14 protein-coding genes are annotated in these 21,289 nt (G+C 56.1%); 4 read left to right on the forward strand and 10 right to left on the reverse strand.

From position 1 onward, the window contains the following. The 5 genes from E8E75_RS00135 to E8E75_RS00155 all read right to left on the reverse strand — a co-directional run. Positions 1 to 1,146 (reverse strand): LLM class flavin-dependent oxidoreductase (locus tag E8E75_RS00135; protein WP_179057997.1); only part of this gene is annotated, 1,146 nt, incomplete at its 3' end. A gap of 210 nt (positions 1,147 to 1,356) precedes the next feature. Beyond that, a complete protein-coding gene (locus tag E8E75_RS00140; RefSeq protein WP_179059746.1) occupies positions 1,357 to 3,810 on the reverse strand; it encodes an MMPL family transporter in 2,454 nt (817 codons plus the stop codon). Between the two features lie 6 nt (positions 3,811 to 3,816). Continuing rightward, positions 3,817 to 4,926 carry a YCF48-related protein gene (locus E8E75_RS00145; protein WP_179059747.1) on the reverse strand — a complete coding sequence of 370 codons (1,110 nt, stop codon included), beginning with the start codon at positions 4,924 to 4,926 and terminating at the stop codon, positions 3,817 to 3,819. A gap of 148 nt (positions 4,927 to 5,074) precedes the next feature. After that, a complete protein-coding gene (locus tag E8E75_RS00150; RefSeq protein WP_179059748.1) occupies positions 5,075 to 6,478 on the reverse strand; it encodes a DUF1329 domain-containing protein in 1,404 nt (467 codons plus the stop codon). Between the two features lie 92 nt (positions 6,479 to 6,570). After that, entirely contained in the window at positions 6,571 to 8,211 is a 1,641-nt protein-coding gene (locus E8E75_RS00155; protein ID WP_179059749.1) for a DUF1302 family protein, read from the reverse strand. Positions 8,212 to 9,535: 1,324 nt separating this feature from the next. On the opposite strand from E8E75_RS00155, the gene E8E75_RS00160 reads away from it, so the two are divergent. The 4 genes from E8E75_RS00160 to E8E75_RS00175 all read left to right on the forward strand — a co-directional run bounded on the left by E8E75_RS00160 (position 9,536) and on the right by E8E75_RS00175 (position 15,000). Beyond that, positions 9,536 to 9,997, forward strand: coding sequence for a nuclear transport factor 2 family protein (locus E8E75_RS00160; protein ID WP_179059750.1), 462 nt, complete (start codon positions 9,536 to 9,538; stop codon positions 9,995 to 9,997). Between the two features lies 1 nt (position 9,998). Next, positions 9,999 to 10,865 carry an enoyl-CoA hydratase-related protein gene (locus tag E8E75_RS00165; protein ID WP_179059751.1) on the forward strand — a complete coding sequence of 289 codons (867 nt, stop codon included), beginning with the start codon at positions 9,999 to 10,001 and terminating at the stop codon, positions 10,863 to 10,865. Positions 10,866 to 10,870: 5 nt separating this feature from the next. Further along, positions 10,871 to 11,641 carry an enoyl-CoA hydratase-related protein gene (locus tag E8E75_RS00170; RefSeq protein WP_179059752.1) on the forward strand — a complete coding sequence of 257 codons (771 nt, stop codon included), beginning with the start codon at positions 10,871 to 10,873 and terminating at the stop codon, positions 11,639 to 11,641. 68 nt (positions 11,642 to 11,709) lie between these two features. Then, on the forward strand, positions 11,710 to 15,000 hold the full coding sequence (locus E8E75_RS00175) for a carboxyl transferase domain-containing protein (protein WP_179059753.1): 3,291 nt from the start codon (positions 11,710 to 11,712) through the stop codon (positions 14,998 to 15,000). A 1,167-nt stretch (positions 15,001 to 16,167) separates the two neighbouring features. Here E8E75_RS00175 and E8E75_RS00180 read toward each other — a convergent pair. The 5 genes from E8E75_RS00180 to E8E75_RS00200 form a co-directional block, all read right to left on the reverse strand. Beyond that, positions 16,168 to 16,821 carry a carboxymuconolactone decarboxylase family protein gene (locus E8E75_RS00180; RefSeq protein WP_179059754.1) on the reverse strand — a complete coding sequence of 218 codons (654 nt, stop codon included), beginning with the start codon at positions 16,819 to 16,821 and terminating at the stop codon, positions 16,168 to 16,170. Between the two features lie 82 nt (positions 16,822 to 16,903). Further along, positions 16,904 to 18,538, reverse strand: coding sequence for an AMP-binding protein (locus E8E75_RS00185; protein ID WP_179059755.1), 1,635 nt, complete (start codon positions 18,536 to 18,538; stop codon positions 16,904 to 16,906). A gap of 152 nt (positions 18,539 to 18,690) precedes the next feature. Beyond that, positions 18,691 to 19,383 (reverse strand): riboflavin synthase, encoded by a 693-nt coding sequence (locus E8E75_RS00190; protein ID WP_179059756.1) that lies wholly within the window; start codon positions 19,381 to 19,383, stop codon positions 18,691 to 18,693. 104 nt (positions 19,384 to 19,487) lie between these two features. Beyond that, the gene (locus E8E75_RS00195) at positions 19,488 to 20,000 is read right to left on the reverse strand and encodes a flavin reductase family protein (protein ID WP_179059757.1); all 513 of its coding nucleotides are present in this window, start codon (positions 19,998 to 20,000) and stop codon (positions 19,488 to 19,490) included. Positions 20,001 to 20,130: 130 nt separating this feature from the next. Next, positions 20,131 to 21,289 (reverse strand): LLM class flavin-dependent oxidoreductase (locus E8E75_RS00200; RefSeq protein WP_218649258.1); only part of this gene is annotated, 1,159 nt, incomplete at its 5' end.

Raw genomic sequence — 21,289 nt, forward strand, 5'->3', positions numbered from 1 at the left:
CGTGCCTTCGGCATCCTTGGTCGCGAAGCGAGGAGCCACCAGGCTGGCAAACTTTTCCAGTTCCTCGTTGTTCTGCTCCGGGTCCAGGTGACCCTGACCGAACATCAGGAACAGCTCGTTGAAGCCCAGGCGGTCGTGGGCGCGGCCGATCTGATCGGCGATCTCGTCAGCCGAGCCGATCAGCACGTTCGGCATTTTCTGGCCGAACGGAATGAACCACTTGTCCCAGAACCACTTATGCTCGGCCATCAACTGCTTGGCCTTGTCCTTGTCATCGGTCAGCATCAGGAAACCGCCCCAGGCAGCAACATCCTCACGGGCAACCTCCCGCTCGTGCTGGCGTGCGGTATCGGCATAGCGGGTCCACAGGGCATCGCAAAAGTCCAGGTCGGAAGCCAGCACGATTGGCTTGCCGCCTTCCCGGGCCCACATGTCGACGGTGCGCATGCTGCCGGCAAAGCCGCCGTAAATTTTCGGGTGGGGACTCTGGTAGCACTTCGGCGCAATGCCGATCTGGCGCACGATGCCATCTGCATCCATGCCCTTGCCCATGCTGGCATAGGCCGGGTGACCGGCAGAGCCGCCATTTGGCGGGAACTCCCAGTGTTTGCCCTTGTGGCTAAACACGTCATTGGCCCAGGCCTTCTTGATGACCTGCAGCGACTCCTCGAAGACTTCGCGGTTCAGCGCATCTTGCTCGTCGCGGGCCTTGGCGTTGTCCGGCGTAGTGGCGCTGACACCCGGACGCGCAGCATAGGAGTCGACCCAGCGCGCATGGTAGCCACGGGTGAAACCAACCATCAGGCGCCCTTGGAGCATGTGGTCAAGGGTGGCGATTTCTTCGGCGATACGCACCGGGTTATGGGTCGGCAGGGTGTACCCCATGATGCCGGCCTTCATCCGCTTGGAATGCAGGCCCACATAGAGACTGAACATGCCGGGATGGTTGTTGATCTCAAAACCTTCGATCTGCAGGTGGTGCTCAGGCTGGCAATAGCCTGCATAACCAAGCTCATCCGCCAGACGAACGTAATCACGCACTTCGGATAGAAAGCGCTGATACAACTCAGGACGCTGCCCAGCCATACCCGCTTCCAGCTCATAACGACGACCGATTACACCTGTTTGCATCAAATGAAACTTCATTGCGCCTCCTCGGTTCCTGCTGTGGCTCGTATCGATTGACTATCAGACAACCAAACACCGGATGTCAACATTCATGTTGATTTGCAGGGCAAAAAAAAACGCCCAAACCTTTATCGCTGAACGCCCGGACAAGGGCGGGCACGTTGCTTTTGACGTGTCCGCCCCCTTAGACGCCTGCTACAGCCAGCAGCGGCTAATCCTCCTGACAGCTCACAGGGTCGACATTTGGGCGACGTGCTTAGTTACAAGATCGCTATCTGATTCGACCCCAACGGAGTCTTCGGGCTCAACCTTATTAGGTGCCAGCAAATAAGCGGACAGCGCCGGGACCATAATCAGTGCCGCAAGCATATTTCCGAGGAACATGAAGGCCAGCAGCAGGCCCATGTCGGCTTGGAACTTGATCGGAGACCATATCCAGGTACCCACCGCTGCTGTCAAGGTAACACCTACCAGCAGCACCACCTGCCCGGTAGACGCCAGCGCACTGGTGTAAGCTCCCTTGACCGACATACCCTGACGCTGAAACGCTAGGAATACAGTCAGCATGTAAAGCGCGTAATCCACGCCGATCCCCACACCCAGCGCTACTACTGGCAAGGTAGCCACCTTGAGTCCGATTCCCAGCAGGACCATCAACGATTTGGATAGAATGGTCACGACAATCAGCGGCAGAATCGCCACCAGCACGGCACGCCAGCTACGGAAAGTTATCCAGCAGAGCAGAACTACTGCTGCGTAAACTAGTACTTCCATCTCGAAGCTGGCTTTTTCCACTGCTTGATTAGTGGCAGCTTCCACACCAGCGTTGCCGCCGGCCAGCAGGAATTTCCGATCTTCATTGTTATTTTCGGCGGCAAACGCCTCAACAACCTGCGTCAAGCGCTGCAGGGTTTCGGCATTGTGATTGCTCAGATAGACAATGATCGGTGCCACTGTACGAGAATCGTTGATCAGCCCTGGACGTGCGGTAAACACGTTGTCTACCGCGTCATTGGTGATATAGCGGCTACGACTGATGGTGTACCACTTGGGCGAGCCCTCAAAGCCTGCCGGAGTGAGCCTGCGAGCCATGCTGGCTGCGGATTCGGTGATCTGCACACCAGGCAAGTCACTCAGCTGCTGTTCCAGCCGATCAATTTGCAACAGGGTTTCAAAGTTACCTAGGCCACCCTCCGGCGTCGTCACAATCACCGCAAACATATCTTTCGACAAACCGTAGTTTTCGCGGATGTAATTTACATCTTTGTTATAAATTGAATCCGCGCGTAACTCGGAGGCACCGGTCCCGGAATCACCAATGCTTATCTTCTGACCATGGATGAAACTAGCAGTTGTGATAATTGCCACGCTGATCAGCACCAAGCGGGCAACGCGCTTTTCAGCAAGATCACCGAGCCACCTGACCATAAGGTGCTCGCCGTGCAGAACCTTCGAAGCGCGCTGGGCCGCGCGGGCACTGATACCGGTGAAGGACAGTACCACTGGAATGAGCAGCAAGTTGGTGATGATCAGCGCCGCGACACCAACAGTGGCTTGTAGGGCCAAATCACGGATAGCAGGAATATCGATCACCGAGATCACGGCAAAACCTAAGGCATCGGCTACCAGCGCCACAAAGCCAGCCAGACACAGCCGCCTATAGGTCATTCGCGCAGCCACATAGCGATCGGCACCCTCGCCGATGTCCTGAATGATGCCACTCATCATCTGCGAGCCATGGGACACACCGATGGCGAAAACCAGGAAAGGCACGAGTACCGAAAAGGGGTCCAGCACAAAGCCGAACAGTTGCATGATCCCCAACTGCCAGATCACCCCAATCAGCGAAGTGCCAACCACGATTAAGGTACTGGTCAAGCAACGCGAATACCAGTAAACGATGACCGATACGACCGCGGCAGCCACAACAAAATAACTGAGCACTTCCATAAGGCCGGAAATCAAGTCACCGACCAGTTTGGCGAAACCGATGACATGGAGTTCGACGCCCCGGCTCTGGAATTCTGCGTTGATTGCATTGATGCTGTCTGTAAAAGCCTTATAGTCAAGAAGTTGACCAGTTACCGGGTCCCGCTCCATCAAGGGCACGAACATCGCGCTGGAGCGCTCGTTCATAGCTACAAGGGAGCCTTTCAACCCGGCCTTCTCGACGTTGGCACGAAGCTGCTCAAGGCTTTTGGGCGAGCCGTCATAATCCGGTGGCATGACCGGACCGCCGTCAAAGCCCTCTGCGGTTACCGCGGTCCAGCGCACCGAGGCCATCCACAGGGATTGTACGAATGCCCGGTCGACTCCATTGATCAGGAACACCCTGTCATTGAGCTCGCTCAGCGTCTTTTGATACTCGGCGTCGTAGATAGACCCATTCTTGTTCTCCACCACCACTGTAACTGCGTTACCTAGACTGCGCAGGTTATTTGCAAAGGCGCGGTAGTTCTGGATGTACTCATGGGATGAGGGCATCATTTTTTCAAAACTTGCGTTTACACCAAGCTTCGCACTCTGAAAACCGAAACAGAGCGTTACAAAAACTCCGACCAGAAGAAACAATATGCGATTGTTAAAAAACAGCCGCTCGTGAAAGGCTCCTGATGAGCGGTCAAACGTGCCGGCAGTCACATCCGAACCAGGCCCTGCTGCAGCTTTATTATTACTTAACATCTGACATTACTCCTGAGACGTGACTCTGGTCATCTTGTGATCCACCAGCGAAACCTTCGAAAGCCCCTGCAAGTCAGTAACGAGCAACTCACGATCCGATACTTCGAGAATCGAAGTGAAACTAACGGGTGTGCCGGAGTCGATCACCTCAAGATTGGCAAAGTTCTTGTCACTAATGATTAACTTGCCAGATTGACTGGCAAATATATAACCCTTGCCATCGGCCCGTCTGAAAGCATCGTTGATGGTTGAGCCCTGCAGATCCTTGACTTCCGCCCATGTATTGCCTCGATCTGTACTGCGGTACGCCGCCCCGCCCACGCCATAAGCGATGATCAGCCCATTAGCGCCGGTAATTCCGGTAAAGCTACCGGAATACCCGGTTTCAATAATTTCGAAAAACTGCCGCTCAGCATTCAACCTGAACAACACTCCACGCTCGCTGCCGATAAAGACATCATCACCAACGCCTACGACGCTAGTGAGGTGAAAACCGGATTCATTGGCAATGCGGTCCGTCCATGGTGTCCAAGTCTTGCCACCATCATCAGTGCGCGCAATGTTTCCGAATCCACCTACGGCAAAACCGGTCAACTCGTCACGAAACCAGACATCGAGAAAGGGTAAGGCCGGACCATCTCGATAATTGAGCTCGGTGAGTTCAAGGGCCTTCTCAACGCTGCTGTCGCCCTGTTTGAGACGCTTACTGTAGTATTTGATGAACTGCTCGCTGGCCATTCGACCATCAAGCTGCTTGACCCATGTGGCGCCGCCATCAGTAGTGGCGAGAATCACGCCATCATGCCCAACTGCCCAACCTTTTGACTCGTTGACCATATCAATGGCAACTAAGTCGCTCTGTATAGGAACCTGGGCTTGAGCCCACTTCCCTCCCCCATCATTGGAATACAGAATCAAGCCTCGCGGCCCAACCACGACTAATGTATGCCCGCTTTTCGCACTGTCAATAAAGGGCTTATTCAGAGGCTTTTTCTGTTCAATGGCGCCATAATCCAGAGGATCTTTGAAATCGGCCATTGATGATGAAGCCAACACGAACAAAACCACAAAAGGAAGGACAAACACCCTGAGCAGCTTATTCAATTTATTTTTCATACGGGGTTCTCTTCTTTGCTTAAGCAAAGCCATTGGTGCACGAAAGACTTTCAGAAAACTCACACAGTAAGCAGAAGTGAACTCGATTACTTACAAGAAAGCTGGAGCCTAGCGGGGGTTGACACCCCCGCCAGAAGTCCTTCAGCTGTTAACGAACACCCTGAGCTTCAACTGCACGCGGAGTAAGTGCAATACGCAAACCGTCCATAGCAGTATAGGAACGGTTCCAGTAGCCAGGCTGTGAAGCACCGGCATTGATCAGCATGTAGTTGCCTGAAACCAGGTCATTGAAAGCCCACGTGTTGTTATTAACTCCACCTACGTCGTAGGTCGGGAAACTCTCGATGAAACCGTTTTTCCAGAGCTTACCGGCATTATCGTAGGTTTCCAGAGCAACAATCTGCCAGCTATCTTCGTCGATATAGAAGCGGCGCTTGCTATATACATGGCGGGCACCTGGCTTACGATCGGCCTCGACAATCCATACCCGATGTTTTTCGAAACGCAGGGCTTCCGGAGCCAAGTGCTCCTTACCAAGTGCGTCACGCGGATTGACGTCCTGAGTCAGGGTATAGGCGTTGTAGGGTACGAACCTTTCCTCCTTACCGACCAACTTGAAGTCAAAGCGATCCATGCGGCCGACGAAGCCGAAGAGCTCGTCCCACATCAGTACGCCACCGTAAGAACTGATCGGCAGATCGTAGGCAAAGTCCGGCGCACGACGTGCACGGCGCTGACCCGGAGTGTAGAACCATACCAGCTGACCACCGTTGTCGGCGGTCGGCAGATAGAAGTTCAGGAAGGTTACGCCCGCGGATTGCGGCGGACTGGTTTGCAGTGCCGAGAACGATAGAATTGCGCCGTTTGACTCCTGACGCAGCTTGCCGCTATGGTCATACCAGGGGCGCATGTGGTACTGGTTTGGGGTGGACAGCACGCTCACACCGCCCTTGGAGTCAACCACGAAGCCCTGGTTGTGCTGGTGCATGATCGCCGGGGCAAAGGACAGCTTGTGGTTCCACATCACCTCATAGCCATTCTTCGGGATCGGGAAGAGAACACCCGGCAAGGGTAGACCGTCAGGCCCCGCCCCCTTAATGCCATCGCCCGTGTTCTCGCCGGTCATTTCGGCAGTCGTCGCATTCACCTGAGTGTTTTTAAGTACCCAGTCTTCATAACGCGCCGAACGGTGGGTTGGGTACACATTGAGCTTGTAGCTGGGATACTTACGCAGCGTAGCCTTAGTACCTTCGGTGAGGAACTGCGAATACTGCTCCATATTGGCGGACGTAATGGAAAACAGAGGCTTCTCATCCTTATAAGGATTGATATAAGTCTGCATCGTGTCCCGGTTGTAGCCAGGAACCGGCTGCAGTCCGCCTGTGTATTCTGGAATGCTACCATCTGCATTACCGGCCTTTTCGGCGCCATGCAGGGTCAGATCCGCACCAAGACGCTTGGCCTCTTCTGCCGATACGGCAGCCAAGGCACTACCTACGAAGCACAGTGCCAGGGCAGGCACCAGCCCGGCAATAATTGTTTTTTTCAGCACGGCTGTCTTCCTTCTTGTGATTATCGGAACAAGTGTGTCTGTAAGGCTTGTAAGTATTACTGGATGCTTGACTCGCTAGGCTGGGCCCTCTTTTAGAACGAGGTGTTGTAGGAAAGCGATACCCAGCCCTTGTCATTCAGACCAGTGGGACCGTTACCACCTGCATATATATCACCGCCAGGTGCACCGTTAACGATGCGACCAGTGGGATTCCAGTAGTAGTCCTGATATTGCAGAGCAAAATAATGCTTTTGGGCCACAGCTGCTTTCACGCCAATAGAGGCAATGACGGAGTCCTCAGCATAAAACCCCCCAGCTGCATAGGCCGGATTTCCGGTAACTCCATACTGGACGAAAATCGGCAGACTTATGTCAGTGGATGGAAGGATTTGCAGCCAGGACGGTTCAAACAGCAGCGCAACTGCAACTGCATTGTCTGTACCACAGCCATCACTCCTGTTACCTTTACAGGCATAACCCTCACCGTTATAGATGTCCTTGTCATGCACTTTAGTCAGATGCGTGTAGGTCACTTCACCGAGGACGGTCGCCGCGTCCCAGAGTGAGTTGCCGGGCAGGCTGATCAAAGAGTTAGCCAACACGTTAACCAAGTCACCTTTCGCCACTTCGGAAGGGAAAACGGATTGCAACGCGGTATCCTGACGATAGTTCACTTCGAAGCCGAGGCTGTTAGCCCCAATCGCGGTCTCGTAGGACATCGCGTACATTTTTGACTTTTCGGCGTACTTCAATTCAACTTGAGGGAAGTTCAGAGTTGCAACAGGTTCCGGCTCGTCGTACTGGCGATAATAAAAGCCAATGCGATCACCATTAGCCCAGGCCGGAGTCCAGTCCAAGCGGACACCGAAGTTGCCGTTGATATCATCTGGATCATCGCTCTTACCAACAACAGCGCCTGGCACTACGCTACCGCCGACATCCGGCCCCTCAAAGAGAATATCGGCAGGCGCCAGATAGGTAGCCCCTTCGGGGAAACGATTGGGACGCCACTCGAGAAAATACTGTGCGGCGATTGACAGTTCATCATTGATATCGAAACTGCCGTAGACCTGCGTACGCGGCAGGATCAACTCTTTGACGGAAGAGCCAGGTTGAGAAAACCCCTTGATGAAGTCAACGGGATGCTGACCGAACGCAATACCGGAGTAACCGAAGAATACTGCGTTACCCCACTGCTGACTGAAGCGACCTAGCCGTACAGATGCGTTGTGGTCAGCGACTTCGAAGTTGCTGAAAACGAAAGCATCAAGCAACTCAGCACCACGGATGTGGTACTTCTTAGTATGGCTGCTGTATTTGCCATCGCTATAGGTCGGCAGGTACCCCGGACGTACTTCGACATCATCGTCGTAAGCAAAATCATTCCAAGCCGAAGCAGACACACGAAAACCATAGTTATCCTGATAGACACCCTGCAACTCGAACAATCCCTGAACACGGTTCGTAACCATTTCCCCGCGATCAAATTTGTGATCGGCGGCGTGGTTATTCGGATTGTTCGCGATACGCGCGTCGCGCCCCTCAACCCTCCAGCCTGCGAGCCACTGCAGGGACGTATCGAAGTTGATCGTCCAGTCCTGGTCGGCCTTCAGAGTGACTGCCTGCGATGCACCAGATGAGAAAATCGTCGCAAGGGCGATCGCTGCTCTCAGCTTCTTTTGACCAAACTGAATCTTGCCAAACCTTGCAATTTCTTTTTGTTGTTTTTGCATTTCTGCTTCTCCTGTCCACGGACCTTTACTGGCCAACAGCACGCCAGCCTGCGCTTCAGTACGTCACCACTCTCCTCTGGATTGCGCCCAACCCCATCGCAACCGTTACCTCACTTTTTCAACTCCGACGTTGATATACCATTCGAGCACCTCCTCGTCAACTCCAGCGTTGATAACTCCCTCTCCCAACGCAATTCAGGTGGGAGATGCCTCTCAGCTGACGGTGGAGCGGTCGCGCTGCCGAGACGCGCAAAGCGTATGAAGGGGGAAGGAAGGCTATGGCGTTAGCTGCCCAAAGGGACATACATCGGGGAATTACTTCATGTAAATCAATGGGTTTATGTGGCTTCCCATAGCTCTCGACCAAACGTTTCCAGCCCAGGCAATTGGCCAAGTGTTTCGTCCTTACCCCCTGGAAGCGAATCATCCAGGCCTTCAGACGACTGTCATAAGCGCAGACCTTCTTGATAAGGTAAGCACCGGCAATACGACGCTTCTGGCGCAAACTACGGCGGTGGCGAGTACCCCCCCTCAGCCCTGGCAGCCCGCAGTGGAGCACTGCGCTATCGATTCGCAGAACCCTGCGCGAGTCGAATAATGGCCGCAAGGCAGCACCTATGTGGTGCGCCATTGACTGCTTCACCAAATAGAAGTCTGCAGGCCGCCCGCTCCGACACTGCGCACGACCAGAACCGGAATCCGTTCAGCGCCAATGCCCTTTCTCATTGCTATGCCACTGCGCTTGCGAGCAGGGCTCGGCAGCTTACGCGGCCCTGAACGATGCCAAGACGAAGACTTCATCGGCCGACGATCCTCAACTCATGTCGTTCGATGCCCTGCAATCAGGCCGAGAAGATGTAAGCACCAGCGGAACGCAGCGCGCTCACGCCACAGAACGCGGCGCCTTACAGACTGACAGGCATTGGCTTAGCGCTTGGACTTAGCGGCCCTCGTAGGCACCGCTCACGCTACAAGCCCATCTGCACCAAGTAGCTGGCATGACAGGCCTCTAGCTCTCGGACACATCGCTACAAGCGCAGAAGCTGGCAGCACTGCCACCAGACACCCGAATAGAACACTTCAGCCTGTCTACTCCACACATGACAGCATAGAAGGAATGACCGGAGGTGCCATTCCCCAGCCACTCAAACACCTCCATCAAGCCCTCCCTACCCGCACCGCCTAACCCCGGCCACAGCATCAGGGATCGTTGCCGCCAAGGGATGCGCGGGCCGCCCCGACAGAAAGCAAGAAATGAAAGTTGACACTCGCGTTGACAAATAAATAGTATCAGTCAACTCTAACGTTGACTGAGGAGAACAACATGACCCAAGAAACCCAGCTGCAACAACTTATCGACACCCAGGCCATTGAGCGCCTGCTGTTCACCTATGCCTTCCATCTCGACATGAATCAGGCAGCCGAGCTGGCTGCCCTATTCACCGAAGACTGTGAGGTCATCTACGGCCCCGGCGGCTTCGGCGCACAGGGACGCGCAGCCTACGCCAAGACTCTTGAAGGCGTTGGCTCCTTCTTCAAAGCCACTAGCCACCATGTATCGAATATCGTCGTCGACTTCACCGGTCCGGACGAAGCCACCGTGCGCTCTGTTCTCTATGCATGGCACCGCTACAACCGTGATATGCCTGACAGCCATGTGTGGGGCCAGTATCACGATGTCATCGTGCGCACGGATGGCAAATGGCAGTTTAAGCGCCGCGAGCTGCGCGTGACCGGCGACAAGGACTTCCATGTGAAGAAAACCCTGCCGATTGGACGCAGCTGATATGAACGCCGCGTCTTCCTACCCGTATGAACACATCCGCATCGAGCACAGGGAGAAAATTTCCTGGCTGATTCTCAATCGGCCTGACAGTGCTAATTCGCTGTCAAACGAATTGCTCGACGAGTTTTCTGATGCCCTTAAGCGTCTCGCAACTGAAGGCGGCCCTGTGATTGGTATACGGGGAGAAGGACGCGGTTTTTCGGCTGGCTACGACATAGGCCAAGTTGGTAAGGCAAACGGCTACGGCAGTCTCGTACCCGATCCGCTCGCTGATCGGGAACGTCTGCGCCGGAATGTGGACCGCTATGTTGCGATGTGGGATCACCCCAAACCGATCATCGCCGCTGTTCACGGGTACTGCATCGCGGGGGCCACACAGATCTGCGTGTATGCGGATATCACCGTTGTGACCGATGACGCCAAGATCGGTGAGCCGACGATCCCGATTGGGGGCGGCTACATTGCCCCCCTCTGGGTACCACTGGTGGGAGCCAAGCGGGCCAAGGAGTTAGCTTTCGTACCTGGCAACAGCATTGATGGGAAAACTGCAGTCGAGTGGGGTTGGGCCAATCATAGCGTGCCCCCAGACCAGCTCATTGAGTGTGTCGAAAGTCTCGCCGAGCGCATTGCCCTGACACCACCCGAAGTTCTGCGAATCAAGAAGCTGTCCATCAACCGTGCCGCCGAAGCGATGGGCTTCCGTTCTGCCGGAGCTGCGGTAGCCGAGATGGACGCACTGCTACACGTGGCGCCCTCGGTGCTGGAAATCAAACAGAAGCTTGCCGAAATAGGTCTGAAGGAGTCGATAAAACTCTACCGCTCAGAGCGGACGACCCCTCTGACCCCGGCGAAAAAAATACAGGAATAAGAGCCATGTCTAACGTCGACTTCTACATTGAAGGCCATACTGCTCACGTACGGCTGAACCGTCCCAAGTCTCTGAACGCCATCAATGGTGATATGGATCAGGCTTTGTTTGAAGCCTGGCATGAAATTAACAACAATCCGGAAGTTTGGGTCGCCGTGCTCTCTGCAGAGGGTGACCGCGCGTTCTGTGTTGGCGGTGATATCAGTGGCGGTACTGAACGTGTATCGCGCATGGCTGTCGGTGGTGGTCTGACCGGTATTGGTGGCCCGCTGGTGAAACTAAAGAAGCCACTGGTTGCCGCTGTTCAGGGTTATGCGCTAGGCGGTGGTTTCGAGCTGGCCTTGTGTGCCGACATCATCGTTGCAGCAGACAATGCTCAATTCGGCCTGCCGGAAACCAAGGCCGGCATTATCGGCGAATGCGGCGTCGTTCACCGCGCAATACGTCAGCTGCCGCAGCGCATTGCCATGGCCATGATCCTGACCGGGGATCGCATGTCCGCCCAGGACGCCTTCAGCTATGGCCTGGTGAATGAAGTGGTCGAGCCGGCCAACCTTGCCGAAGCAGCCATGCGCTGGGCGGAAAAGGTCGCGGCCGCTTCCCCTCTAGCCAACCAAGCCGCCAAAGACGCGGCAATGAGCCGCCTCGACTACCCGCTTGAAGTTGCTCTGGCAACCCGTTTCGAGTCGATCGAGGAATATGCCTCCAGCGAAGATGTACTCGAGGGCCGTAACGCCTTTGTCGAGAAACGTAAAGCGGAATGGAAGGGACGCTAAGTCTACCCAAGTGCACCGGGGCCGGGCGCCAAGCGTTCGGCCTTTTTTTGTATTAAGAAGGGCAAAACATGATCAACAAGCTTCTGATCGCCAATCGCGGAGAGGTGGCCATCCGTATTGCCCGTGCCGCAGCCGACTTAGGTATCAGAAGCGTCGCGGTGTACCCGCAAGATGATGCGCGATGCCTACATACGCGTATTGCCGACCAGGCCATTCCCCTCGAAGGTATTGGCGTAGCGGCCTATCTGGATGTGCAGCAACTGATTTCCCTGGCCTGCCAGCATGGCTGTGATGCCATCCACCCCGGCTACGGCTTCCTCAGTGAACAGCCGGAATTTGCCAGACAATGTGAAGCCGCCAATATCCGCTTTGTCGGCCCGTCTGCGGATGTCCTCGCCAGACTTGGCAACAAGGCCAGTGCCAGAGTGCTGGCCAAGCAGTGCGCAGTTCCGGTTATTCCTGGAACCGACGGCGCAATCGATCTAGAGCAAGCTCGCGCTTTTCTTGCCAATTTGCCAGCGGGAAACCCAGCGCTGCTCAAAGCGATTGCCGGTGGCGGTGGCCGTGGCATGCGAATACTGCGCGATGCCAATCAGCTGGAAGAAGCCTTCCATCAGTGCAGCGCCGAGGCTCTGTCAGCTTTTGGCGATCATGAGCTGTACATCGAGGAAATGGTGGCCCGCGCACAGCATATAGAAGTGCAAGTGATCGGTGACGGCACAGAAGTGAGCCACTTGTGGGAAAGGGAATGCAGCCTGCAACGCAAGCACCAGAAGATGCTGGAAATTGCCCCGAGTCCGTCGCTCAGCAGCGACCTACGCGAAGCACTGATTGATGCCGCACTCAGGTTGGCCCGCACAGTTGGCCTCAGCAGCCTGTGCACCTTCGAATTTCTGCTCGATGAGCAAACCGGTCGCTTCTTCTTCATAGAAGCCAACCCGCGACTGCAGGTGGAACACACCATCACCGAGGCCGTCACCGGGATTGATCTGGTGCAGGCGCAATTGCGCCTGGCCGGCGGCGAGACATTACGCAGCCTGCATCTGCAACAGGCGGACATTCCTCCTGCGCAGGGTTTTGCCATGCAACTACGCATCAATATGGAAAGCATGCAGCCCGACGGCAGTGTACTGCCGAGTGGCGGCACGCTCAGCATCTTCGAGCCGCCGGGCGGCCCCGGCATTCGAGTCGACAGTTTTGGCTACGCCGGGTACAGCATCAATCCCCGCTACGATTCGCTGCTAGCTAAACTGATTGTGCACAGCCCTTCCGGAAGCTTCAGCGAGCTCGCTCAGCGCGTCTATCGCACCCTTTGTCAAACACGCATACAAGGTGTCGAAACCAATATCGAGTTTCTCAAGAACCTGCTTTGCCACCCTGCGGTGGTCGAGAGCCAGGTGTATACCCGCTTTATTGATGAGCACCTGGGGCAGCTAATTCGCAGTCCGAGCCAGAAGCATCCACAGCAGTTCTTTACCGAGTCATCCGGTCCTGCTCCCACAGCACATCCAGATGAGCATTTTCTGGATGGTCTGAGAATGATTACCGCCCCCATGAGCGGCCTGCTGATTGAACTGCATGTCGCCGAGGACCAGCCGGTGCACAAGGGGCAGGCGCTGGCGATGATCGAATCCATGAAGATGCAGCATGTAATCAGCGCGCCAGCTAGCGGGATTATCCGTCGCGTCAGTGTGGACATGCATTCGGCCGTTACCGCAAACCAAGCCCTGCTCTATCTTCAAGAGGCCGATGTCGATTCGATCGATAGCGGATCGCTACACGCGGTTGACCTGGACACGGCCAGAGCGGACCTCTCCGAGGTCCTATCACGCCACGCCCTCGGCCAGGATGCGTCGCGTCCTCAGGCAGTGGCGCGCCGGCATGCAAAAGGCAAGCGCACTGCTCGCGAAAACATAGCAGACCTGTGTGATGCAGACAGTTTCATTGAATATGGGGCCCTTACATTTGCCGCCCAGCGCAGCCGCTTTTCCGAACAGGAACTGGCCATCTCGACACCAGCGGACGGTCTGATCGCAGGGGTTGCCAGCGTCAATGGCAATCAGTTCCAGCCCCCACAAGCCCGGTGCATGGTGCTGGCCTACGACTACACCGTACTGGCCGGCACACAGGGCATCATGAGCCACAAGAAGTTGTCGCGCATGCTCGGTATCGCCAACGAGCTGGAAATTCCCCTGATCATCTATGCCGAGGGGGGAGGCGGCCGGCCAGGGGACAACGACGATGCTACCCGGGCAACCGGGCTGAACATGCCCAGCTTCCTGCAATTTGCCCAGCTCAGTGGTCTGGCTCCGCGCATCAGCATCGTCAGCGGTCGCTGCTTTGCCGGCAATGCAGTGCTGGCCGGCTGCAGTGACATCATCATTGCCACCCGGGATGCCAATATCGGCATGGCTGGTCCAGCAATGATCGAGGGCGCGGGACTGGGTGTGTATGCGCCGGAGGACATTGGCCCGGTCAATCTGCAGGCTAAGAACGGCGTGGTAGATTGTGTGGTTGATGACGAGGCGCAGGCCACCGCGCTAGCCAAAAAGCTGCTGGGTTATTTTCAGGGGTCGCTTGAGCACTGGGAATCTGCTGACCAGCGAGGGTTGCGCCACAGCGTGCCGGACAACCGCCTGCGCTCCTATGACGTGTGGTCCGTGATCGAGACGCTATCGGATAGCGGCTCTGCCATACAGCTGCGCGAGCAGTTTGCCGCCAATATGATCACCGCACTCATACGCATTGAAGGGCGTCCGCTTGGAGTGATAGCCAACAATCCGCAGATCCTCGGTGGGGCCATCGATACCGATGCTGCAGACAAAGCCTCGCGCTTCCTTCAACTCTGTGATGCCTTTGATATGCCAGTGCTCAGCCTGTGCGATACCCCCGGCTTCATGGTCGGTCCGGAGAGCGAGAAAACAGCGCTTGTGCGCCACTCCAGCCGGCTATTCGCAGCAGCCGCGAATATGGCCACGCCGCTATTCAGTCTGATACTGCGCAAGGGCTATGGTCTTGGCGCCATGGCGATGACCGGCGGTTCCTTCCACGCACCGCTGTCCATTGCTTCCTGGCCGACCGGCGAGTTTGGCGGTATGGGTTTTGAAGGCGCGGTCAGACTTGCCTATTGCGACGAATTGGAAGCCATTGCCGACCAGCAGGAACGGAAGACCCTGTTCGACAAGTTGGTCAATGACTATTACCAGCGCGGGAAGGCCAGCAGTGTCGCCGCATCGCTTGAGTTTGATGCCGTCATCGATCCGGCCACATCACGCCAGTGGCTTGCACGTTGCCTGCAGTCGTTAAAGACGGTGGGGCCAAGGCAGGGCAAGAGGCGCCCCTTCATCGACACGTGGTGACGCGAGCGCACTCAGCGCTCTCGCGGCCCGGGCAGCTCAGGCGGCTCAGGCGGCTCAGGCGGCGCCTCGATAACACCTACCGAGGCACTCAGTAGCGGGCGGTGAGGTGAGGTGAGGTGAGGTACTGTGCGGGCAGCACTCAGCAACATAGTCACCTCGCGATTCGGCAAATACAATGTCGAAGAATCGAGCCTTTATTGACCGGCTCATACCCCCAGCCTTAGCGCGTTGACGGTCCAGCCATCCCTGCGAATCGGGGTGGGGTCATCCTTCAGCGGTGGGCAACCGGATCAGCAAATCTTGTCTTGCGGATAGTACCTACGGCGTGCTTTTGCGGATTCCGCGCTGACTCTTCCCCCTTTAACGCGCATCCGAACACCGATTCTGCGACCATTCGGACACTTCTCCGGCAGGTAGTCACACAGGATTTACACCACCATCGGTCACCTTTTTTCGAAGTAAAGATGTCTCCTGGAGCGTTTATCTTATCCGGCTCAAAGGCGAGTCGATGCGCAAGTAGCCGCGGAGATTGACGCCGCCGGGCAGCTACGACAAACGATGCCAACCCTGCGTCGCTGCGCACAGACTGCCTGTCAGAATGATTGTGGAACAGATGTCCGGATCAGCGCGGGCTGAGTGTCCGAATGGCGTGGAATCCACAATTCCAGTGGGATGCGGGCAAACAGGGAAAAACTCCGGCCGCGCTTGCGCTCCACAGTGGTTATGGCAGTCAGCACCCAATGGCTGCTGACCAGCGGAGCTCATCGAAATTGAAAGCAATCTCGCCGAATAACACCCTGTTCGCAGTCCTGAAAAGGCTCATCGATTCATGGGCCTGTGCACCCGCTCATCAAAAGCCAATCAGGCATGCTCTGCCCAGATCGATCCCCAACAAGCATTGCACCGCATCGCCCTAAAGAGGTACATGGTGTGCGGCAGGCTGAATATCCCCTCCCCGAACAGCACAAATGCGCGTGGAACGGCCGTTGACGGCGCAAATGACATGACCTCGCCTTCTTCCGCGTAGGGAACAGATGGCGGTTCAGGTCCGGCGATCACTTCCCTGTGCTTCGATCTACCACCAGAAACCAGCGTCAGACGTCAGTATCTGGGCTTTATTATCGCTGCGCACCTACGGCACCCTCTTCCGCCGTTCCTAACAGTGACTTAGGCGATCCCTCGGTGCAGCGGGGCATCCGCGGCAATCTCCAGAGCTTGCAGAATAGCTTTGCGCCCAACGCCCAACTGCACTGCATTGGCCAGGTGCAGGCGCAGCCCCGGCATGAAGCGATGCGATGGTGCGGCATCCACCGCCAAGGAAATCAGCTCCTTGAGGTACGCACGCAGTGCCGCGGTTTTCCAGGGCACCGCGCAGTATTTGAAGAATGCCTCAAAGGCCTCGGGCGACTGACGGAGCAGCGCGTCCAGAAAACCGGGCACCTGCTGCTCCATGCTGCCCCAGAACGGGTCATCACCGACATACTGATCCCAAAGCTGCTGGCGCAGGCTATCCAGCGGCGCGCTGATGGACAGATCGCCCCGCTCACGCAAAACCGCGGCCACAGTAGACGAGCCCACCATAAGGGTGTGCACTCCTAGGCCAGAGACCAGCACCAGTACTTCATGCACCTGTGCCGCGCTCGCACCGGCATCCAATGCCCGCCGCACATAGTCTTGCGTCCCCTGCATATCCAGGGCCGAAGGTGAGATTCGGACCGCAAGGCCAATTAGCGCGGCGTCCCGATCAGATAACGGCTCGCCGTCCAGCACGGACTCGAGAAAGCCCTCTGCGTAGGTTCCGATCTCTTCGAGTGTCAACATTCGCTACTCTGCTCCATATCCAGATACTCCGTTCGGTTCTGCTACGATCAGGTTGCAACAGCGCCCGTCGCTACGCTGCGGCCTAGTCGGTCAGCATGCTGCGCAGTGCACGCTTGTTAACCTTGGTTGCTGACATAGGCCAGGTACCCGGCTCAACGAAATGCACAGCCCGAGGGATCTTGTAGTTAGCGATATTTCCTTTACAGAAGGCGATCAGCTCTTCAGCTTCGACAGTCTTGCCCGGCTTAAGCTCGACGAAAGCCACCGGCACTTCGTCCAGGCGCGGATCAGGCTTGCCAACCACTTCCGCAATGGCCACGCAGGGATGCTCACAGAGGTAAGATTCGATCTCGATAGCTGCGACGTTTTCACCGCCGACCTTGAGCATATCCTTGAGGCGACCGTTGAATACCAGGCTGCCGTCCTCAGTGCGCAAATAGAGGTCGCCGGTATGCAACCACCTATCTTTGTCCAAAGTGTCAGCGGTCTTCACTGGGTCGCGATAGTAGCCTTCCATTATGCAGAAGCCGCGCACCAGAATTTCACCTACTTCGCCAGGTGCGGCATCGCCGTTTCCATCAAGACTGGCAACGCGTACCTCCATTCCAACCGCAGGACGCCCCTGAGTGTTGGCGCGCTGTTCTGCCGTTTCGTCGGCGTCGGTCAGAGCAAAGATACCGGCAGTCTCGGTCATGCCGCAGGCTTGGAAGAGCTCAGCGTCCGGAAAGGTCTTCTGAACCGTTTTGACCAGAGCAGGAGGGCCGATCAGCATAATCTTGCGCAGCGACCTCAGTTTGCCGACATCAAAATCAGGGTGATCAAGCAGGCCCTGTACGATGGCGGGGAACCAAGGCCAAGCCATGCTCACCCCTTCCCTTTCCATCAAGGCAATGGCTCGCCCGGGCTCAAAAAAGGTATCGGTTAGGTACGTGCCAAGGGTTCCAATCACGCCGAGGAAGGGAGCGATCGCTGCAATGTGGAACAGCGGACCTGGGTTCCAGGCAACATGGTGTTCGTCTGTGGCAAACCGTGAACGGGCACGCTGCACCGAGCCGCGTACAATGGCTTCATGGGTCAGCATGCAGCCCTTGGGGTTGGCCGTTGTGCCAGAGGTGTAGACCAACAGTGCCAGATCGCGAATACGCACGCGCAAGCGAGCCTCATGCACCTGGTTCGCATTGATGCTCTGTGCCAAACGATCGAATTCCGAACGTCCGACAAACCCCTTACGGCACTCGCCCTTGAGCAACACGGTACTACGCAGGCAGGGTACTTCTGGCAGGACCAAGGCTGCCGGGTTCTCAGCCTTAGATAATGAGGGCAATGCATCGCAGAACAGCGCAGTGAAATTGGTGTACTCGCTGTCGTCTGCAGTAGTCAGCAAAGCGACAAGGTTGGCGTTTTCGATGATATAGCCAATCTCGCTGGCCTTGTGCCGGGCATTGATCGGCACCGCTACACACCCGAGCATCACCGCGCCGAGAAAACCTTCAATGAATTCAGGGCTGTTGGCGGACATCAGCCCAACATGCTGACCGGGACGAACTCCAAGAGCTATAAGACCGCGGGCCACCTGTATGGCGTTGTCACACAACTGCCGGTAGGTGCGTCTTTCCTCAGGGAAAACGACCGCATCCCGTGCTGGCTGCAAATGCGCCCCTCGTACGATGAGGTCGCCTATTGGGGAAACCTCAAACCATTCTGTTGTTTTTGTCATTGAGCGTCCTCCACTACGGACAGAAGGCAGTTGTTACTCTGGCAGCCTTCTGCACGCTTTTAATTATGTGCTCGGCACCGTTTAAATACCAAAAGATGGTACCGCGATCGACAAAAGTCAACAACAACGTTGATCAATTGCTGGGCAGAATTTCACACTGCCGGCGCATCATGAGTTGCCTGATTCAGCCCGCATTTACAAACACTTGCAAAGTTCCAAGGGGGCCCACCCTCTCCGCCCGGTCTTTCATGCTGACGACCGGCCAGAAGGCGTTCTAGATACCGTGCAATCAGGTCAACTTCGAGGTTGACCTGCTGGCCGATTTGGTAGTTGGACATGATGGTCATTTGCATGGTGTGCGGCACTATATTCAGATCAAAGCAGTCGACTGCCACCGCGTTGACCGTCAAACTGACACCATCTACGGTAATCGAGCCTTTTTCCGCAATATAGTGGGTGAGCGCTGCAGGCGCCTGGATGCGAATCAGCCATGAGCGCGCGTCACGTGACAGCGAAACCACCTTGCCGAGTCCGTCGACATGTCCACTGACCAAATGACCGCCCAACCGCGAGTCCGCCCTAAGCGCTTTTTCCAGATTGACACGATCGCCGTGTCGCAGCCCCGCCAGACTGCTGCGGCTAAGCGTTTCCTGGCTGACATCAGCCCAGAAACCATCCTGCAGCAAACTGACGACTGTCAGACAGATACCGTTGACCGCGACACTTTCCCCTAGCGCCATACCACTCAAATCCATCGTCCCAGTCAGAACGAAGACCCTCAGATCACCATTGCAGGGCTCGATCAAGCCTATCAAACCAACCGCTTCAATAATTCCGGTAAACATTACTCGCACCTAGATTACGCGACTCAAACGAGTTTCGCGCAATCTTGCCAAGGTTCGGCCGAGCCTTGCGCATAACCGACATGCAGCAACTTGCTAGTTTCAATTTACAGCGATGCAAAACCACCATATCCGCCACGGTAGAAAAGCAGAGCAGAATCTTGGGACTCGATTTGCAACTCACGAACTGCACCAATGACGATATAGTGATCACCTGCTTCCTGAACGGAATGTAAGTCACAATCGATCCAGGCCACCACGCCCGCAAGCACTGGGGAGCCATTGTTTGATAGCTCGTATTCCAGCCCGGCAAATTTATCTTCCGCTTTGGAAGCAAAGCGCTTACAGACACCCAGTTGCTGATTACTTAGCACATTGACGCAGAACTTACCGGCACACTCAATCTTCGGCCAACTGGTGGAACTGCGATCGGGCAGAAACGCCACCAAAGGAGGATTAAGCGATACCGAGGTGAACGACCCAACTGCCATACCCGACACCCTACCGTCCTGATCCATCGCAGTAATGGCACATACGCCGGTGGGATATTGGCCCAGAACGGTTCTGAACCATTGCGGATCGATCGCGTCTCGTACGTTCTCTGTGGTGACGTCACTCATGATGCAACTCCAGATAAATTCGCGTTGCGTTCACCCTTAATACCTTCACGGCATCTCGGGCTGATCAGGTCGTTACAATCGAAGCAGGTAGGACTAGTTCCGACCTGCTTCAACTGTGCACTGGCCAGTGTTAAACCAGCGTGCCTTCGGCATCCTTGGTCGCGAAGCGAGGAGCCACCAGGCTGGCAAACTTTTCCAGTTCCTCGTTGTTCTGCTCCGGGTCCAGGTGACCCTGACCGAACATCAGGAACAGCTCGTTGAAGCCCAGGCGGTCGTGGGCGCGGCCGATCTGATCGGCGATCTCGTCAGCCGAGCCGATCAGCACGTTCGGCATTTTCTGGCCGAACGGAATGAACCACTTGTCCCAGAACCACTTATGCTCGGCCATCAACTGCTTGGCCTTGTCCTTGTCATCGGTCAGCATCAGGAAACCGCCCCAGGCAGCAACATCCTCACGGGCAACCTCCCGCTCGTGCTGGCGTGCGGTATCGGCATAGCGGGTCCACAGGGCATCGCAAAAGTCCAGGTCGGAAGCCAGCACGATTGGCTTGCCGCCTTCCCGGGCCCACATGTCGACGGTGCGCATGCTGCCGGCAAAGCCGCCGTAAATTTTCGGGTGGGGACTCTGGTAGCACTTCGGCGCAATGCCGATCTGGCGCACGATGCCATCTGCATCCATGCCCTTGCCCATGCTGGCATAGGCCGGGTGACCGGCAGAGCCGCCATTTGGCGGGAACTCCCAGTGTTTGCCCTTGTGGCTAAACACGTCATTGGCCCAGGCCTTCTTGATGACCTGCAGCGACTCCTCGAAGACTTCGCGGTTCAGCGCATCTTGCTCGTCGCGGGCCTTGGCGTTGTCCGGCGTAGTGGCGCTGACACCCGGACGCGCAGCATAGGAGTCGACCCAGCGCGCATGGTAGCCACGGGTGAAACCAACCATCAGGCGCCCTTGGAGCATGTGGTCAAGGGTGGCGATTTCTTCGGCGATACGCACCGGGTTATGGGTCGGCAGGGTGTACCCCATGATGCCGGCCTTCATCCGCTTGGAATGCAGGCCCACATAGAGACTGAACATGCCGGGATGGTTGTTGATCTCAAAACCTTCGATCTGCAGGTGGTGCTCAGGCTGGCAATAGCCTGCATAACCAAGCTCATCCGCCAGACGAACGTAATCACGCACTTCGGATAGAAAGCGCTGATACAACTCAGGACGCTGCCCAGCCATACCCGCTTCCAGCTCATAACGACGACCGATTACACCTGTTTGCATCAAATGAAACTTCATTGCG

Origin of the sequence: Pseudomonas sp. BN606, from assembly GCF_029873115.1 — a bacterium.
In the GTDB taxonomy this organism is placed as follows: domain Bacteria; phylum Pseudomonadota; class Gammaproteobacteria; order Pseudomonadales; family Pseudomonadaceae; genus Metapseudomonas.

Coding starts and splice junctions, on each gene's coding strand:
- E8E75_RS00140 (WP_179059746.1), bottom strand. CDS start 3,810: ATGTTAAGTAATAATAAAGCTGCAGCAGGGCCTGGTTCGGATGTGACT.
- E8E75_RS00155 (WP_179059749.1), bottom strand. CDS start 8,211: ATGCAAAAACAACAAAAAGAAATTGCAAGGTTTGGCAAGATTCAGTTT.
- E8E75_RS00165 (WP_179059751.1), top strand. CDS start 9,999: ATGAACGCCGCGTCTTCCTACCCGTATGAACACATCCGCATCGAGCAC.
- E8E75_RS00185 (WP_179059755.1), bottom strand. CDS start 18,538: ATGACAAAAACAACAGAATGGTTTGAGGTTTCCCCAATAGGCGACCTC.
- E8E75_RS00175 (WP_179059753.1), top strand. CDS start 11,710: ATGATCAACAAGCTTCTGATCGCCAATCGCGGAGAGGTGGCCATCCGT.
- E8E75_RS00195 (WP_179059757.1), bottom strand. CDS start 20,000: ATGAGTGACGTCACCACAGAGAACGTACGAGACGCGATCGATCCGCAA.
- E8E75_RS00170 (WP_179059752.1), top strand. CDS start 10,871: ATGTCTAACGTCGACTTCTACATTGAAGGCCATACTGCTCACGTACGG.
- E8E75_RS00190 (WP_179059756.1), bottom strand. CDS start 19,383: ATGTTTACCGGAATTATTGAAGCGGTTGGTTTGATAGGCTTGATCGAG.
- E8E75_RS00145 (WP_179059747.1), bottom strand. CDS start 4,926: ATGAAAAATAAATTGAATAAGCTGCTCAGGGTGTTTGTCCTTCCTTTT.
- E8E75_RS00180 (WP_179059754.1), bottom strand. CDS start 16,821: ATGTTGACACTCGAAGAGATCGGAACCTACGCAGAGGGCTTTCTCGAG.
- E8E75_RS00160 (WP_179059750.1), top strand. CDS start 9,536: ATGACCCAAGAAACCCAGCTGCAACAACTTATCGACACCCAGGCCATT.